We start from the raw sequence: 15,388 nt of genomic DNA, 5'->3' as shown, positions 1-15,388 counted from the left end.
GTAAATCCGGTTCCGTGCCGGGCCGTTGAGGATTGTCACGGTCCTGCCACAGGCGACCCCTCGATCGGCTGAAAGCGCACGTCAGGCTCCTACTCTGACCGCTTCGCCGTCCCGCGCCCAGTGCTCGGCGGGCGGTTGTCGGGAGGGGATCCAATGACAGAGAACAACGCCGGCAGGGCCGAAGGGGCCGAGGGGGCCACGGTGCCGCCGACCGTGCAGCAGGCCAGGGCGGCGCAGCACTGGGAACGGCAGCGGTACTGGGAGGCGCAGCAAGCCGCCCGGCAAGCGGAGCGTCTGGCCAGGAAGCAGGCCAGGAACGACGGTTGGGCCAGGGCGCTGCGGCCCGCCGAACTGGCGCCGATCCGCACCGGCACCCTGATCGCCGCCCTGCTGAGCGGTGTCGCCGCGGCCCTGCTGCTCGGTGACGGGGTCGGTCCCGGGCTGCTGATCGCCGCCGTACCCGCCGTCGCCGCGGCCGGCGTCGCCGCGCGCGCCGCGGGGCGTCGGCCGCGGCCCTGGACGCTGGTGTGGGCGGTCGGCAGCCTCGCGCTGCTCGTCGTACCGGCACTGCGGGAATCGGCCTGGCCCTCCACCCTGGCGATCCTGGCCGCGATCGGGCTCGGCGCCCTCGCCCTCTTCGGCAGCCGGACCTGGCTCGGGGTGCTGCTCGGCCCGCTCGGCTTCCTCGAAGCGGCGCCGACGGGGATCGGGTGGGCGTGGCGGGGGCTGATGGCGCGACGCGGCGGGAACCGCCGGAACTGGTGGCCCGTTGTGAAGGCAGCGGGCGTGGGGCTCGCCCTGCTGGTGGTCTTCGGCACACTGTTCGCGTCCGCCGACGCGGCTTTCGCCGACGTCCTCGGCGGGTTGGTCCCCGAGATGTCCGCCGGGGACGGTCCGCTGCGGGTGCTGCTCTTCGCGCTGGGGGGGCTCGTGGCGCTCGCGGCCGCCCGCGCGGCCGGGGCGCCGCTGCGCTGGGACCGGGTCGCGGTGGCCGCGGGGAAGCCTCGGTCCCGGGTGGAGTGGGCCCTTCCGCTGGTCCTGCTCGACCTGCTCTTCGCCGGCTTCATCGGCGTCCAGCTCGCCGTCCTCCTCGGCGGCTACGACAAGGTGAAGGAGCGCACGGGCCTGCTCCCCGCCGAGTACGCCCGACAGGGCTTCTGGCAGCTGCTGTGGGCCACCGTGCTCACGCTGATCGTGATCGCCCTCGCGCTGCGCTGGGCTCCGCGTTCGGGTCCCGGGGACCGGCGGCTCGTGCGCGGCGTGCTGGGTGTGCTGTGCCTCCTCACCCTGGTGGTCGTCGCTTCCGCGGTGCGCCGCATGGACTTCTACGTGGATGCCTTCGGGCTGACCCGGCTGCGGGTCTCGGTCGTCACGATGGAGCTGTGGCTCGGGGTGGTGATCGCACTGATCGTCGCGGCCGGCATCTTCGGCGCGCGGTGGCTGCCCAGGGCCGTGATGGCGAGCGCGGGGGTGACCGTACTGGCCTTCGGTCTGCTGTCGCCGGACGGGATGATCGCGGAGAGCAACGTGAGTCGATTCGAGAAGCAGCACAAGATCGACCTCGCCTACTTCCAGTCGCTCTCCGCGGACGCCGTCCCGGCGCTGGACCGGCTGCCCGAACCCCAGCGTTCCTGCGCGCTCCGCGGGATCAACGACGACCTGGCCGATGCGGGCGAGGTCCCCTGGTACGCGATGAGCCTGGGTGACCGCAGGGCCCGGGAGATCCTGCGGGAGCGTCCGGTGAGGGCCTCGTACGAGACGTGCGCGGCGCTGCGGACGTTCGCGTCGCGGTCCGCCGGCTGATCCGCGAGCTGCTCCGCCGACCGGTGGCCGACCGGTGGGGGGATCGTACGCGCGCGACTGGGTGCGTACGGTCCCCCCACCACGGGCGGGCTCAGGCCGCCGGGCCGGCCTCCGCGGCGGCGCCGTTGAGGGCTTCCAGGTCGCTCTTGCGCACCCGGATCACCAGCGTCGCCGAGAGCAGGGCGAGGGCCGCCATGGCGACGGCGGCGAGGAACGCCGTGGAGATGCCCTGGGCCAACACCTCGTGCCCCCAGGCCCCGGGGAGGCGGCCGGTCTCCTTGAACGCGGCCAGCTGACCGGGGTCGGCGTGGGCCATGAAGTCCGGGACCTGCTTCTCGGCCTCGGTGCGGCTCGCGGTGCCGAAGACGGTGACCAGGATGGAGAGGCCGAGCGAGCCGCCCACCTGTTGGCTGGCGTTGAGCAGCCCGGACGCCGCACCCGCCTCCTTGGGGGCCACTCCGGAGACCGCGGTCAGGGTGAGGGTGACGAAGTTGAGGCCCATGCCGAAGCCGAAGAGCAGCATCGGGCCGAGCACGCCGGACACGTACGAGGAATCCGTGCGGATGAAGGTCAGCCAGGCCAGACCGCAGCCGACCAGCGTGGATCCGAGGACCATGAAGGGCTTGGGCCCGAAGCGCGGCAGGAGGCGCTGGGAGAGACCGGCGGCGGTGACGATCGCGACGGTCACCGGCAGGAAGGCGAAACCGGACCTGATCGGGCTGAAGTCCAGCACGTTCTGCACGAACTGCACGATGAAGAAGAACATCCCGAACATCGCCGCGGCGAGGCTGAGCATGATCAGGTAGGTGCCGGCGCGGTTGCGGTCGGCGAACATCCGCAGCGGGGTGATCGGTTCGCGCGCCCGGGACTCGACGAGGGCGAAGAGCGCGAGCAGGACGACGGCGGTGGCGAAGGAGCCGAGGGTCAGGGCGTCGCGCCAGCCGTTCTCGGAGGCCCGGATGAAGCCGTAGACGAGCGAGGCCATGCCGCCGGTGGAGGTGAGCGCACCCGCGAGGTCGAAGCGGCCGGGATGGCGTTCGGATTCGGTGATGTACAGCGGGGCGAGGACCGCGATCAGCACGCCGATGGGGACGTTGACGAAGAGCACCCAGCGCCAGTTGAGCCACTCGGTGAGCATGCCGCCGGTGAGCAGGCCGATGGCGCCGCCGCCCGCGGAGACGGCGGCGAACACTCCGAAGGCCCGGTTGCGCTGGGGTCCTTCGGCGAAGGTCGTGGTGATCAGGGCGAGCGCGGTGGGGGAGGCGATGGCTCCGCCGACGCCCTGGAGGGCGCGGGCGGCCAGGAGCTGCCAGGGTTCCTGGGCGAAGCCGCCGAGCAGGGAAGCCAGGGTGAAGAGCAGGATTCCGGCCATGAACACGCGGCGCCGGCCCAGGATGTCGCCGGCCCGGCCGCCGAGCAGCAGCAGGCCGCCGAAGGTCAGGGTGTAGGAGCTCAGCACCCAGGAGAGGTCGGTGGTGGAGAAGGACAGGGCGTCCTGGATGTGCGGGAGGGCGATGTTCACGATGGTGGCGTCGAGGACCACCATGAGCTGGCACGCCGCGATGACGGCCAGTGCCACTCCGGGCCGCCCCTCGCGGTGGGCGGCGCCCGGTATCCGAGGCTTGGCGAGTTGCGGACTTGTCACTGAGGATCCCCCCAAAGTGAAATAGTGACGCATTCGTTCACTGCGGGTCCACGGTAGGAGCTGCGATCTAGTGAACGCAAGCGTTCACTAAGGCTGAAAACGTGTGCGACCGGTGCGTGGGCCGGGTGGAGGTGGCGACGGTGGTGGGTTCGCGCTGGTCGGCGGAGCCGCAGGGCCGCAGGCGGGGGCCGGAGCTGGACTCGGCGATCCTCGACGCGGCCCTGGAGCAGCTGAGCACCGTCGGCTGGAACGGGCTCACGATGGAAGGCGTCGCCGCGCGGGCCCGTACCGGCAAGGCCGCCGTCTACCGGCGCTGGCCCTCGAAGGCGGACCTGGTCGCCGACGTGCTGCGGGCCGGACTTCCACCGCTCGGCGAGATCCCGGACCACGGGTCCATCCGTGAGGACCTCGTCGTGCTGTGTCGGGGGATGCGGGACGCGATGAGTTCTCGCGCCGGAACCGCTCTTCGCTCCGTTCTTCACGAATGCGACACTGCGAGCGCCGATCGCTTCCATGAGCTGATCAGGACCGGATTGACCGAGCCCTCACGCCGGCTCTTCGAGGACCTTGTGCGGCGTGGAATCGCAAGGGGTGACGTCCGGTCGGACGCCACCGGAGAGTTCGTCGCCGATGTCATTCCGGCCATCATGATGTACCGATCGAAGGTGTGCGGGAGCGAATGGGGGGACCAGGACATTCGGGAAATGATCGACCAGGTGCTGGTGCCGCTGCTCACAGTGTGAGCCAGGGCCGGCCCGGGGTGTGCAGGCGGCGCCGGGCGGCGTAACCTTGCTGGCGCCATGCCGTACGAAGCACCCACACACACCGTCGAACGCTCCCTCCGCGCAACCACCGGCGCCAAGGTCGTAGCCGGGGTCGACGAAGTCGGACGAGGCGCCTGGGCCGGGCCCGTCACCGTGTGCGCGGCCGTCACCGGTCTGCGTCGCCCGCCCGAAGGCCTCACCGACTCCAAACTGATCACCCCCAAGCGTCGCGACCAGCTCGCCGTCGTTCTGGAGGACTGGGTGACGGCGCACGCCCTCGGGCACGCCTCCCCGGAGGAGATCGACGAGCTCGGGATGACCGCCGCGCTGCGGCTCGCCGCGGTGCGCGCCCTGGAGGCGCTGCCGGTGCGGCCCGACGCGGTGATCCTCGACGGCAAGCACGACTACCTCGGCCCGCCCTGGCGGGTCCGGACGGTGATCAAGGGCGACCAGTCCTGCGTCGCCGTCGCCGCGGCCTCGGTCATCGCCAAGGTGTGGCGCGACCGGATGATGGCCGAACTCGGTGAACCGGGTGACGGCATCGAGGACTTCGCCTTCGGCTCCAACGCCGGATATCCCTCGCCCGTGCACCGGGCGGCGCTGGAGGAACGGGGGCCGACCGCGTACCACCGGCTCTCGTGGTCCTACCTCGACGCGCTGCCGCAGTGGCGTCACCTCAAGAAGGTGCGGCGCAGCGAGGAATCGCTCGAACTGGAAAACGGAGGCCAGCTCGGCTTCGAATTCTGATCGCACTCATGTGCGGCCCACCGGTACCTTTCGCACCGGTGTTTGTTAAATGTCAACTCACGCCTCTCACCCACCGAGGAGCCTCAGATTCACGAGAGTGCCCAGGGTCCCCGCGTCACGCCGGCCGCGAGCCGCACCGCGCAGACCCCCCGCCCCGTACCTGGTCCGCGTCCCGTCGCCGTACCTCGGCCCGGGCGTCCCGGTCCCTCCCCCGCAGTGGCAAGCCACGCGGGCGGTACCCCCAGGCCCGCTGCGCCCGCCCCGCGCGTGCCGCAGCAGGCCACCCCCGGAACCCCGTCCGTCACCCCGGCCGCGCCCGCGGCCCCCACCGCACCGTCGGTCTCCGCCGCGGTGCCGCAGATCCAGCTGATCCCGGCCTCGGCCGAGGGCGCGCTGGACGCGGCCGAAGAGGCCGTGGACCTGCTGCTCGACACCGGCCGTGCGCCGGGCGACATCCTGGTGCTCACCAGCGGCGACCCGCACCCGTGGGCAGCGCACGAGCTGTCCTTCGGTGAGAGCGCGTACTGGGCCCAGCAGGGCCACCGGGACGACGTCTTCTACGCGGACGCGGCGCAGGTGCAGCGCGCCGACACCCGCCCCGTGGTGGTCTTCGCCGTCAACGGCGGACCGGTCGACGCGATCGTGGCGGCCCTGCCGGCCGCGCTCGCGCGTGCCGGTGCGCTGCTGGTCGTGTGCGGCGACCCGGAGCAGGCCAACTCGGTTCTGGGCGCGGGCGTCTGACGCCGCGCACCCACCGTGGGCGAACAGCGGGGCGGGCCGTCGGCCGGCCCCGCTGGACCACGCCCTAGGGCCCACGAGCCCTCGCGCCGCGGGGCCCACGGCCGTTCCGAGCTGCTCAGCGCCGTGCCGTGCCGCGTCGCGCCTCGGTGTCTCAGCGTCTCAGCGGGCCGCGGTACGGCGCAGGACCTCGGCCGCGCCCCCACCGGAGCGCAGGGGCAGCGGAGTCGGATCCGGCACGATCTCGCCGATGCGCAGCGGCCGGGAGTCCGCACTGGGCCGCCGACCGCCCCGACCTTCACCGAGGACCTGCCAGCCGCCCTGGGTGAGGGTGATGTACGCGCCGCAGCGCAGCCCGTGCAGGGTGCAGGCGTCCCGCAACCCCCACATCCAGGCCCCGTCCTCCTCGGTCCACCGTTCGTCGCCGTCGCGACAGTAGAGCAGCACCGCCGTGCGCACCGGAGTCCGTCTGCGCAGGTCGTGCGGTAGTACCCGGCGCAGCCGCGCCAACAGCGCGTTGCGGTATTCCCAGCCGTCCGCCGAGCCGGCGCGCTGGACGAACGAGGCGCTGGCCACCAAGCGTTCCTCGGGTCCGAGCACGGCGATCACCGCGGTCGAGGGCACGGGGGCGTGCCGGGAGTGCAGTCCGCTGACGATCTCGCGCGGATTGCGCAGCAGGGGGATCCCGGCGGCGGTCCACTCATCGGCTTCCAACAGTCTGCCGTGCCGGCTGGCGCCGCCGGTTGCGATGGTCGACGAGGTGGTCGTGGGCGGGGCGAATCCGAAGGTCACGGTCCTCCCTTCGGGTACGCGCGCCGTCGATGGGCGCGGCTGGAGTGCGGGCGCGCCACAGGGCGGCCCTCAAGAGTGCCGACGGGCCGAGCGGGAACACCGCAATTCTCGCGCGGCCCGTGAGCATGCGGCAACGAGCAATTGCCGCCGCGGACCGTAATTGGCTGGTATGCCGCTCATATCCTTGCCCCGCCACGCCGACGATGACGCATCCGGTCACGGCTGGACGGCCAGTACCAGCGGAAACACCTCCTTCGCGCCGGCCCGCCGGAGCAGTCGGGCCGCGACGGCGAGGGTCCATCCGCTCTCCGCGCGGTCGTCCACGAGGAGCACCGGGCCGGGGGCCTCCTCGAGCTTCGCAGCGAGCGCCGGGGGGGCGGTCAAGGCCTGGTGGAGTCCCCGCACGCGCTGGGCGCTGTTGGAGGAGGGCAGCCCGAACTCCGGTACCTGGTCGGTGTACTCGAGCGCTCCGAGCAGGGGCATCCGCCCGACCTCGGCGATCCGCGCCGCCAGCGAACCGATCAGCAGGGGCTTGCTCCGCGAGGGCAGCGAGACCACGCCCACGGGCCGCGCGGGCGCGCCAGGCGCCCCGGAAGCCCAGCCGCCCGGCCCCCGCGCCCAGTCGGCGAGCACGGCCACCACGGCCTGGGCGACATCGTCCGGAATCGGTTGGTCGGCCGTCTGCGGCGCCAGCATGGGGCGCAGCCGGTTGCCCCACCCGATGTCGGAGAGCCGGCCGAGGGCGCGGCCCGTCGAGGCCTGCTCGCCGGCGGGAATGCGCCCCTTGAGGTCCACCCCGACGGCCGCCAGACCGGTCGGCCACATCTTGCGCGGGTCCAACTCCACGCCCGGGCGCCCCAGCTCGCCCCGCGCGGTGTCCAGCGCCTTCGAGGACACCTCCACGGTGAAGCGGGCGCCCGCGCAGTTGTCGCAGCGGCCGCAGGGGGCGGCCTCCTCGTCGTCCAGCTGGCGCCGCAGGAACTCCATCCGGCAGGCGGTGGACGCCGCGTAGTCGCGCATCGCCTGCTGCTCGGCGGAGCGCTGGCGGGCCACCCACGCGTACCGCTCCGCGTCGTAGGTCCACGGCTCGCCCGTCGCGGTCCAGCCGCCCTTCACCCGGTGCACCGCGCCGTCCACGTCGAGGACCTTGAGCATGCTCTCCAGCCGGGTCCGGCGCAGGTCGACCAGGGGCTCCAGAGCGGGCAGCGACAGCGGCCGCCCCGCCTGGGCCAGCACGTCCAAGGTACGGCGGACCTGCTCCTCCGGCGGGAAGGCCACCGACGCGAAGTACTGCCAGATCGCCTCGTCCTCGCGGCCCGGGAGCAGCAGCACCTCGGCGTGCTCCACCCCGCGGCCGGCGCGACCGACCTGCTGGTAGTAGGCGATCGGCGACGAGGGCGATCCCAGGTGCACCACGAAGCCGAGGTCGGGCTTGTCGAAGCCCATGCCCAGGGCCGAGGTCGCCACCAGGGCCTTGACCCGGTTGGCCTGGAGGTCGTTCTCGGCCTGCTCGCGGTCCGCGTTCTCCGTCTTGCCCGTGTAGGAGGAGACGGTGTGCCCCCGGTGCCGGAGGTACGCCGTCACCTCCTCGGCGGCGGCCACGGTCAGCGTGTAGATGATCCCGGAACCCGGCAGATCGCCCAGGTGGTCGGCGAGCCAGGCCAGCCGGTGCGCGGCGTCGGGCAGCTCCAGAACGGCCAGGCTCAGGCTCTCCCGGTCCAGCGGGCCGCGCAGCACCAGCGCGTCCGTGCCAGCCCCGGTGCCGAGTTGCTCGGCCACGTCAGCGGTCACCCGGGCGTTGGCCGTGGCCGTCGTCGCGAGCACCGGGACGCCCGGCGGCAGGTCGGCGAGCATCGTGCGCAGGCGCCGGTAGTCGGGCCGGAAGTCGTGCCCCCAGTCCGAGATGCAGTGCGCCTCGTCCACCACCAGGAGCCCGGTGGCGGCGGACAGCTTGGGGAGGACCTGGTCGCGGAAGTCGGGGTTGTTGAGCCGCTCCGGACTCACCAGCAGGACGTCCACCTCACCCGCGGCGACCTCGGCCTGGATCCCCTCCCACTCCTCGGGATTGGCGGAATTGATGGTGCGGGCGCGGATCCCGGCACGGGCGGCGGCTTCGACCTGGTTGCGCATCAGCGCCAGCAGCGGCGAGACGATCACGGTGGGTCCGGCCCCGCTCGCCCGCAGCAGCGAGGTCGCGACGAAGTACACGGCGGACTTGCCCCAGCCCGTGCGCTGGACCACCAGTGCCCGGCGCTTGTGCGCGACCAGGGCTTCGATGGCCCGCCACTGGTCCTCGCGCAGCCGAGCGGTGCCCGTCGGATCGCCGACGAGGCGGGCGAGTACGGAATCGGCGGAAGACCTCAGGTCAGGGTTCATGCCCCCATGCAACCCGATGCCTGTGACATCGCGCCAATGCCGCTCCTGGGCCTGTGGACAAAGTTATCCACAGGGGTTTCCCGATCCGGCCGTGCACGGGACCGTCGAGCCATGACGAAGAACCAGGAACCACGAGACCCGTCCGGTAGCGAGCCCCGCAAGGCGGCGGCCCGCAAGCCTTCCATCAACCACGCGGTGCTCCCCGCCGGGCCGGCCGGCCCGGCGGCGGCCACCGAATCGCAGATCACCCTGCGCAGTCCCGCCGAGCTGGCGGACGCGCTGCCCTACCTGCTCGGCTTCCACCCCACCGACTCCCTCGTCATGGTCGCCCTGCACGGCGAGGGCGGCCGTTTCGGAGGCCGATTGAGGGTCGGCATCCCCGCCGACCCGGGGGAGTGGGAGGACACCGCACGACAGGTCGCCGACTGCCTGGTGCACGGCAGCGAGCGGCGCGGTGCCAAGCCCGACAGCATCGTGGTCTTCCTGTGCCAGGACCCGCGGGACGAGGAGAGCGGGCAGCGCGTCATGACCCGGCTGCGCCCGCTCGCCCAGCGCATCCGCATCGCCTGCGGGGCACTGGACGTGCCCGTGCTGGAGGCGCTGTGCGTGTCCGCCGGCCGGTACTGGTCCTACTGCTGCCCCGACGCGCGGTGCTGCCCGGCCGAGGGCACCTCCCTGACCGCGCCGGGCACCTCCGTCATGGCGGCCGCCGCGACGTACGCCGGACTCCGGGTGCGGGGTTCGCTCCAGGAGATCGAGGGCCGCCTGGCACCGCTGCGCGGGTCGTTCGCCGACGAGCAGGAGCGGGCCCTGGACCTGGCCGCCACCGCCCTCGTACCGAAGATCCTCGACGGAACCACCCGGGAGGAGGTGGGGGCGGACACCCTGGAACTGGCGCGGACGCTGATGCGGCGGCTCGCCCTCGCCCCGCCCGCCGACGGCGGGCCCTGCGCCGAGGACTGGGACGACGCGCTCCTCGGACACGGTGAGGCGGCCTCCCTCATCCTCGGCCTCCAGGACCGTGAGGTCAGGGACATCGCCGCGGAGTGGATGGAGGACGAGGAGGCGGCCCCCGCGCTGCGCCTGTGGCGCGCCCTCGCCCGCCGCTGCGTCGGTGCCTACCGCGAGCACGCGGCCGCCCCGCTGACCCTGGCCGGCTGGGTCTCGTGGTCGACCGGGGACGAGCCGACCGCCCGCATCGCGCTCGGGTTGGCGCTGCGCGCCGATGCCGACTACCGCTTCGCCCAACTGCTCCACCACGCCTGCAACGAAGGCATCGACCCGGAAGGGCTGCGGGAGTGCCTGCGCGCCGAACGGGGACGGCGCGAGCCGCGCCGCAAGCGGGCCACCGCCGTCACGCGGCCGCCCGGCCGGGCCCGGGCCCGCCGCCGGGCCCCGCGCAGCAGGGCGGGGAGCGAGCAGTGAACCGCCACCGTGGCACGCGGCGGCGAGGAGCCCTGCGCGGGGCGGTGCACGAGGTGGTCCGCGCAGCGCCGTACGCGGCGGTGGCGCGGCGCGTGGCGCACCGCTGGATCAGCTCGGTGAGCGCCGCGCTGCGCCCCCGAAGAGGCGTCACACGGGGGCAGCCGCCCCCTCGGCCCGTGTCCCGGGCGGGGGTGAGGGCGTTCAGTTGTGGGGTGGCGGGGCCCTGGTCGCGCCGCCGCCCTGCGAAAACGACCGGAACGCAGACAAGGCGACGCATGGCCCACCCCGTTCCCCCCGCCCGACGGCCCGAGTTGCCGCCCGTGCACGGCGCCCTCATCTGTGTCGCCGCGCCCTGTCTCGTCATCTCCCCCGAGCACGGACAGTTGACCGGACACGGGATCGACGGGATCTACCGTTCGGGCCGCAGGCTGCTGTCCCGCTGCGTGCTGCGCATCGGCGGCCGTGAACCGGTCGCCGTGCAGGGCCGCAGCCTCGGGGCGGACCGGGCCTCCTTCACCGCGACCGTCCGCATCGGGGCGGAGCCCGGACCGGACCCGGACATCGGGGTGGAGCGGATCCGCCACGCCGACGGCACGGAGCGGATCACCTTGCGCAGCTACACCGCGCGCCGGGTGCGGTTGCCCGTGGAGATCTCGCTCGCCACGGACCTGGCCGAGTTGGCCGCGATCGCCGGCGGGCGGGGCGGGCCCGAGCTGCCCGCCGCGGTACACGCGGGGGGCCTGCGCTGGAGCACCGGCCCGGCCCAGGCGGTCACCACGGCGGAGCCCGCCCCCGACGACGCGCTCGCCGCGACCGGCATGCTGCGCTGGCAGCTGGAACTGGCCCCCGGAGAGTCGCGCACCATCGAACTGCGCACCTCCCAGGACCGCGGCGCGAGAGCTCCGGCCGGACAGGTCGCCAACCCCCTCGCCCCGGCCCGCGCCGAGTGCGACGACCCCCGCGTCGACCCCTGGTTGCGCACCGGCCTCGACGACCTGGGCGCACTGCTGCTCAGGGATCCCGAGGACCCCTCGGACTCCTATGCGGCGGCCGGTGTTCCCTGGCGGTGCGGGCTCGCTCCGGCCGAGTCGCTCTGGGCGGCCCGGATGGCGCTGCCCCTCGGCACGGGGCTCGCCGCCGCGACCCTGCGCGTCCTGGCCCGGACGCAGGAGTCCGGGACGGGACCCGGAGCCGGGAAGATCCCCGGACCGCTGCGGGGCGCGGGCCCGCAGCTGCCGCCCGGCTGCACCGGCACGGAGGCCACCTTGGCCTTTCCCGTCGTGCTGGCCGAGGCGCGGCGATGGGGGCTGGCGGAGCCTGAGGTGGAGCGACTGCTGCCGACCGCGGAGCGGTGTCTGGACTGGCTGCGCGGGGCGTTGTCCGAGGACGGGTTCCTCGCGGACCCCGACCCGGGGCCGCGGCGCTGCGAGATGCAGGCCCACGCCCATCGGGCCGCCCTGCTCGGCGCGGATCTGCTGGAGGGGTGCGGTCGGCCCGGCGCCGAGGAGTGGCGCGAGTGGGCCGCCGCCCTGCGGGTCCGGTTCGCGGACGCCTTCTGGCTCGACGGTCCGGACGGCGGGCGGCCCGCGGCCGCCCTGCATCCCGACGGGCGCCCGCTGCCCCGACTGACCGGAGCCGCCGCGCACCTGCTGGACACCGGTCTCCTCGGCGAGGGGCGGCTGGCCCCCGGCCTGCTGGACCGGATCCGGAGCGAGCAGGTGGCCCGGCTGCTGGGGGCGCCCCCCATGGACTCCGGCTGGGGGCTGCGCAGCATGGCGGTGCGGGAGCCGGGACACAACCCGTTCGGTCATCACTCGGGCGCCGTGCGGGCGTACGAGAGCGCCGTCGCGGTGGCCGGCCTGGCGGGCGCCGGGTTCGAGAAGGAGGCGGCAGGGCTGCTGCGGGGTCTTCTCGACGCGGCCGAGCGCTTCGGGTACCGGCTGCCCGAGATGTACGCCGCCGAGCAGCGCACGGCGGGCAGCGCCCCCCTGCCGCACCCGGCCGCCTGCCGCCCGGCCGCGGTGGCGGCGGCCGCCGCGATCCACGTACTGGCCGCCCTGGCCGGCATCCGCCCCGACGCCCCGGCGGGCACCGTGGCGCTGGCTCCGATGCCGGGAGCTCCGCTGGGGGAGCTGCGGCTCTCCGGGCTCCGGGTCGCGGGGGAGCCGTTCGCGGTCCGGGTCAGTCGGCTGGGCCTGGGAATGGTGGAGGAGGCCTCCGATGCGCTCCAGCTCGGCGTCTGAGCCGCCTCCATCGCGGTGGCCCGTCACGCGGAAGATGGGTTCCGGGATCACGAAAGCGCTGTTTATCGTCAGGCAGACGACTATGATCGCGGCATGTCGCCCTACGACCCGTCGGCCTTCCCGCCCTTCGCCGTCACCGTCGACCTGGTCGTGCTCACCGTGCGCCGCCACGCCCTCTGCGCGCTGGTCGTACGACGGGGTGAGCAGCCGTTCCAGGGTCGATGGGCGTTGCCCGGTGGTTTCGTCCGCGGGGACGAGGACCTGGCGACCGCGGCCGCCAGGGAACTCTCCGAGGAGACCGGACTGTGCGCCCAGGAGTCGGCCGCGAACGGCGACGGGGTCCACGGCGCGCATCTGGAACAGCTCGCCACCTACGGCGACCCCCGGCGGGACCCGCGCATGCGGGTGGTCAGCGTGGCGCATCTGGTGCTGGCACCCGACCTGCCCGCGCCCCGGGCCGGAGGCGACGCCAACAGCGCGCGCTGGGCGCCCGTGGACGAGCTGCTCGCCGCCGCCGAGGAGGTGTCCGCGGGGCTCGCCTTCGACCACACGCGGATCCTGGCCGACGGCGTGGAGCGGGCCCGGTCGAAGATCGAGTACTCCTCGCTGGCCACGGCGTTCTGCCCGCCCGAGTTCACCGTCGGCGAGCTGCGCCGGGTGTACGAGGCGGTCTGGGGCGTGGCCCTGGACCCGCGCAACTTCCACCGCAAGGTCACCGGCACCCCCGGGTTCCTGGTCCCCGCCGGAGGGACGACGACCCGTCAGGGCGGCCGCCCCGCACAGTTGTTCAGGGCGGGCGGGGCCACCCTGCTCAACCCGCCGATGCTGCGCCCGGAAGTCTGACGGCCCGGCGCCACCCGGCCCGGCTTCGCAGCAAATCGGACATATCGCGTTATCTTGCTTGTGGTATTCACACTGCCCCACAGTGGTCTCACCCTGCGAGGGAAGCGATGCTCCAGGCCATCGGACTCACCAGTGCACCCCGTCGAGACCTTCCGCCCATGGTCGACGACCTCACCTTCGAGGCCCGCCCCGGGCAGGTGACCGCCCTGCTGGGCGCGACCGGTTCCGGCAAGACCACCGCGCTACGACTCATGCTCGAACTCGAACCCGGCCGTGGCGTCACCTACTTCCGCGGTCGCCCCCTGCACCGGATCGCACATCCGGGGCGCGAGGTCGGCGTCCTGCTCGGCGATGTGCCCGGGCATCCCGCGCGCACGGTTCGCGGCCAGCTGCGGATGCTCTGCGCCGCCGCCGGGGTCTCGCCCTCGCGGGCGGACGTCATGCTGGACGTCGTCGGCATCTCGGGTCTGCGCGACCAGCGACTCGGCTCGCTCTCGCTCGGGATGGACCGCCGGGTCGGACTCGCCGCCGCCCTGCTGGCCGATCCGTGCACCCTGCTCCTCGACCAGCCCGCCGCGGGACTCTCGCCGCGCGAGCGGAACTGGCTGCACGGGCTCCTGCGCGGGCACGCCGCCCTCGGCGGGGCCGTGCTGTTCACCACGGACGACGCCAAGGAAGCCGCCCGCAGCGCCGACCGGGTGGTCAGCATCGAAGCGGGACGTCTGGTGGCCGACCAGGAGTCCGCCGACTTCGCCCGGACCCGGCTGCGCCCCAGGGTGGCCGTCCGGACCCCGCACGCGGCCCGCCTGGCCGACGTGTTGGGCCGGGAGGCCCGGGCGGCCCGGCGGACGGTGGAGATCGTCGAGGAGAGCGGCAGCCGCCTCTCGGTCTACGGGAGCAACTGCGCCGAGGTCGGCGAGGCCGCCTTCCGACACGGCGTGCTCGTCCACCAGCTGGCCGACGAGACCGGCGACAGCGGACCCCCGGTGCCACGCGCGCGCACCGCCGCCTCCTCGGATGCCTTCCCGGACACCTCCGCTGGTACCTCCGCCGGCACCTCCGCGGGGTCGACGGACGGACCGGCGGGTGCCCCCGCGGCCCAGCGGCGCCGCTCCGGCGCCACGCGGCCGCCCTCACCCGTTCGGCGCGTGGGCGGGCCCCTGCGGCCGCTGCGCTACGAGCTGCGCCGGGTCTTCGGCACCGCCACCCCGCTCCTGACGGCCGCCCTCGTGGCGGTCACCTCCGTGGTCACCGCCCTGCTGCTCGCCCGGCTCGGCGCGACCCCGCAGAACCGGCTGCTCGCCGCTTGGCCCGCGCTGCTGCCGCTGCCCCCGGCCGCCCTCGGCGCCGGACTGCTCGGCGCCCTGGCCTTCGGCGAGGAGTACCGCTACCCCGCGCTCGCCGCCGACCGCGGCACCGTGCCCCGCAGGCTCGGCCTGCTCGTCGCCAAGCTCGGCGTCTGCGGGGTGCTCGCCCTGCTCCTGGGCGCCCTCGCGGTCATCGTCGACGGGGCCGCCCTCGCGCTGGTCTTCGACCGGGGTCCGCTGCGGCCCCCCGCGCAGTGGATCGCCCCGGCGGGGGCGTGGGCCGGGCTGCTCGTCGGCTGCGCCTGGGCCGGCGTGCTCGCCTCCGCCGTGTTCCGCTCCGCGCTGGCGGGCCTGGGCGCGGTGGTCTCCGTACCGGTGCTCGTCGTACCGCTGGTGCGCAAGGCGCTCGACGGGCCGTCCGCCTACCCGGCGTCCGGCCTGGCGGGTCGGCTGCGCGGTCTGTCCTGGGCGCAGTGGCCGCCGGAGGCCGACCGGCTGGTCCTCGGCGCGCTGCGGGTGATGGCCGAACCCGTGGGCACCGCGCTGGTGTTGTCGCTGTTGGTCCTGTTGTGCGCCTATGGGTTCACCGGACTGCGCGGCAAGGTCCGTTGGTGACCGGTGTGGGGCGAGGTGGCGACGTCGGGAGACCGCCTGAGTCCGCTTCACTCGAACCGGATCGCAACTCCCCGTAAAAGGCCCGGTTCT

Annotated in this window: 11 protein-coding genes; 8 read left to right on the top strand and 3 right to left on the bottom strand. The window is 74.0% G+C overall.

What is annotated here, in order from left to right; translation table 11 throughout:
- Nucleotides 1–153: 153 nt before the first annotated feature.
- A complete protein-coding gene (locus tag ACIQWR_RS30890; RefSeq protein ID WP_404016262.1) occupies nt 154–1,803 on the top strand; it encodes a DUF4153 domain-containing protein in 1,650 nt (549 codons plus the stop codon).
- A gap of 91 nt (nt 1,804–1,894) precedes the next feature.
- Here ACIQWR_RS30890 and ACIQWR_RS30885 read toward each other — a convergent pair whose 3' ends face one another.
- Nucleotides 1,895–3,481, bottom strand: coding sequence for an MFS transporter (locus tag ACIQWR_RS30885; protein ID WP_404016259.1), 1,587 nt, complete (start codon nt 3,479–3,481; stop codon nt 1,895–1,897).
- A gap of 107 nt (nt 3,482–3,588) precedes the next feature.
- Between ACIQWR_RS30885 and ACIQWR_RS30880 the strand changes: the two genes are divergently transcribed.
- The 3 genes from ACIQWR_RS30880 to ACIQWR_RS30870 are packed head-to-tail and all read left to right on the top strand — an operon-like array spanning nt 3,589 to nt 5,700.
- Complete coding sequence (locus ACIQWR_RS30880; RefSeq protein WP_404016422.1) at nt 3,589–4,191, top strand: TetR/AcrR family transcriptional regulator; 603 nt, start codon at nt 3,589–3,591, stop codon at nt 4,189–4,191.
- A 57-nt stretch (nt 4,192–4,248) separates the two neighbouring features.
- Nucleotides 4,249–4,959 carry a ribonuclease HII gene (locus tag ACIQWR_RS30875; protein ID WP_404016256.1) on the top strand — a complete coding sequence of 237 codons (711 nt, stop codon included), beginning with the start codon at nt 4,249–4,251 and terminating at the stop codon, nt 4,957–4,959.
- 42 nt (nt 4,960–5,001) lie between these two features.
- Nucleotides 5,002–5,700 carry a hypothetical protein gene (locus tag ACIQWR_RS30870; protein WP_404016253.1) on the top strand — a complete coding sequence of 233 codons (699 nt, stop codon included), beginning with the start codon at nt 5,002–5,004 and terminating at the stop codon, nt 5,698–5,700.
- A 159-nt stretch (nt 5,701–5,859) separates the two neighbouring features.
- Here ACIQWR_RS30870 and ACIQWR_RS30865 read toward each other — a convergent pair whose 3' ends face one another.
- Together ACIQWR_RS30865 and ACIQWR_RS30860 are read right to left on the bottom strand one after the other, a co-directional pair.
- Nucleotides 5,860–6,489, bottom strand: a complete 630-nt coding sequence (locus ACIQWR_RS30865) for a hypothetical protein (protein ID WP_404016250.1) — start codon at nt 6,487–6,489, stop codon at nt 5,860–5,862.
- A 216-nt stretch (nt 6,490–6,705) separates the two neighbouring features.
- Complete coding sequence (locus ACIQWR_RS30860) at nt 6,706–8,865, bottom strand: RecQ family ATP-dependent DNA helicase (protein WP_404016247.1); 2,160 nt, start codon at nt 8,863–8,865, stop codon at nt 6,706–6,708.
- 111 nt (nt 8,866–8,976) lie between these two features.
- Between ACIQWR_RS30860 and ACIQWR_RS30855 the strand changes: the two genes are divergently transcribed.
- From ACIQWR_RS30855 to ACIQWR_RS30840, 4 genes are all read left to right on the top strand, one after another.
- Entirely contained in the window at nt 8,977–10,290 is a 1,314-nt protein-coding gene (locus ACIQWR_RS30855) for a DUF4192 domain-containing protein (RefSeq protein WP_404016244.1), read from the top strand.
- 275 nt (nt 10,291–10,565) lie between these two features.
- On the top strand, nt 10,566–12,533 hold the full coding sequence (locus tag ACIQWR_RS30850; protein WP_404016241.1) for a glycogen debranching N-terminal domain-containing protein: 1,968 nt from the start codon (nt 10,566–10,568) through the stop codon (nt 12,531–12,533).
- Nucleotides 12,534–12,626: 93 nt separating this feature from the next.
- Complete coding sequence (locus ACIQWR_RS30845; RefSeq protein WP_404016239.1) at nt 12,627–13,376, top strand: NUDIX domain-containing protein; 750 nt, start codon at nt 12,627–12,629, stop codon at nt 13,374–13,376.
- 107 nt (nt 13,377–13,483) lie between these two features.
- Nucleotides 13,484–15,298 (top strand): ATP-binding cassette domain-containing protein, encoded by a 1,815-nt coding sequence (locus tag ACIQWR_RS30840; protein WP_404016236.1) that lies wholly within the window; start codon nt 13,484–13,486, stop codon nt 15,296–15,298.
- The last annotated feature ends 90 nt before the right edge of the window (nt 15,299–15,388 follow it).

It is taken from the genome of Streptomyces sp. NPDC098789 (genome assembly GCF_044759975.1).
GTDB lineage: Bacteria > Actinomycetota > Actinomycetes > Streptomycetales > Streptomycetaceae > Streptomyces.
Note: the sequence above shows the minus strand (reverse complement) of the source record. Positions and strands in the feature narration are given on the sequence as shown.

Bases quoted from the DNA above. Each gene is read 5' to 3' on its own strand.
- ACIQWR_RS30890 (WP_404016262.1), top strand. From the start codon at position 154: ATGACAGAGAACAACGCCGGCAGGGCCGAAGGGGCCGAGGGGGCCACG.
- ACIQWR_RS30885 (WP_404016259.1), bottom strand. From the start codon at position 3,481: ATGCGTCACTATTTCACTTTGGGGGGATCCTCAGTGACAAGTCCGCAA.
- ACIQWR_RS30875 (WP_404016256.1), top strand. From the start codon at position 4,249: ATGCCGTACGAAGCACCCACACACACCGTCGAACGCTCCCTCCGCGCA.
- ACIQWR_RS30860 (WP_404016247.1), bottom strand. From the start codon at position 8,865: ATGAACCCTGACCTGAGGTCTTCCGCCGATTCCGTACTCGCCCGCCTC.
- ACIQWR_RS30855 (WP_404016244.1), top strand. From the start codon at position 8,977: ATGACGAAGAACCAGGAACCACGAGACCCGTCCGGTAGCGAGCCCCGC.
- ACIQWR_RS30850 (WP_404016241.1), top strand. From the start codon at position 10,566: ATGGCCCACCCCGTTCCCCCCGCCCGACGGCCCGAGTTGCCGCCCGTG.
- ACIQWR_RS30845 (WP_404016239.1), top strand. From the start codon at position 12,627: ATGTCGCCCTACGACCCGTCGGCCTTCCCGCCCTTCGCCGTCACCGTC.
- ACIQWR_RS30840 (WP_404016236.1), top strand. From the start codon at position 13,484: ATGCTCCAGGCCATCGGACTCACCAGTGCACCCCGTCGAGACCTTCCG.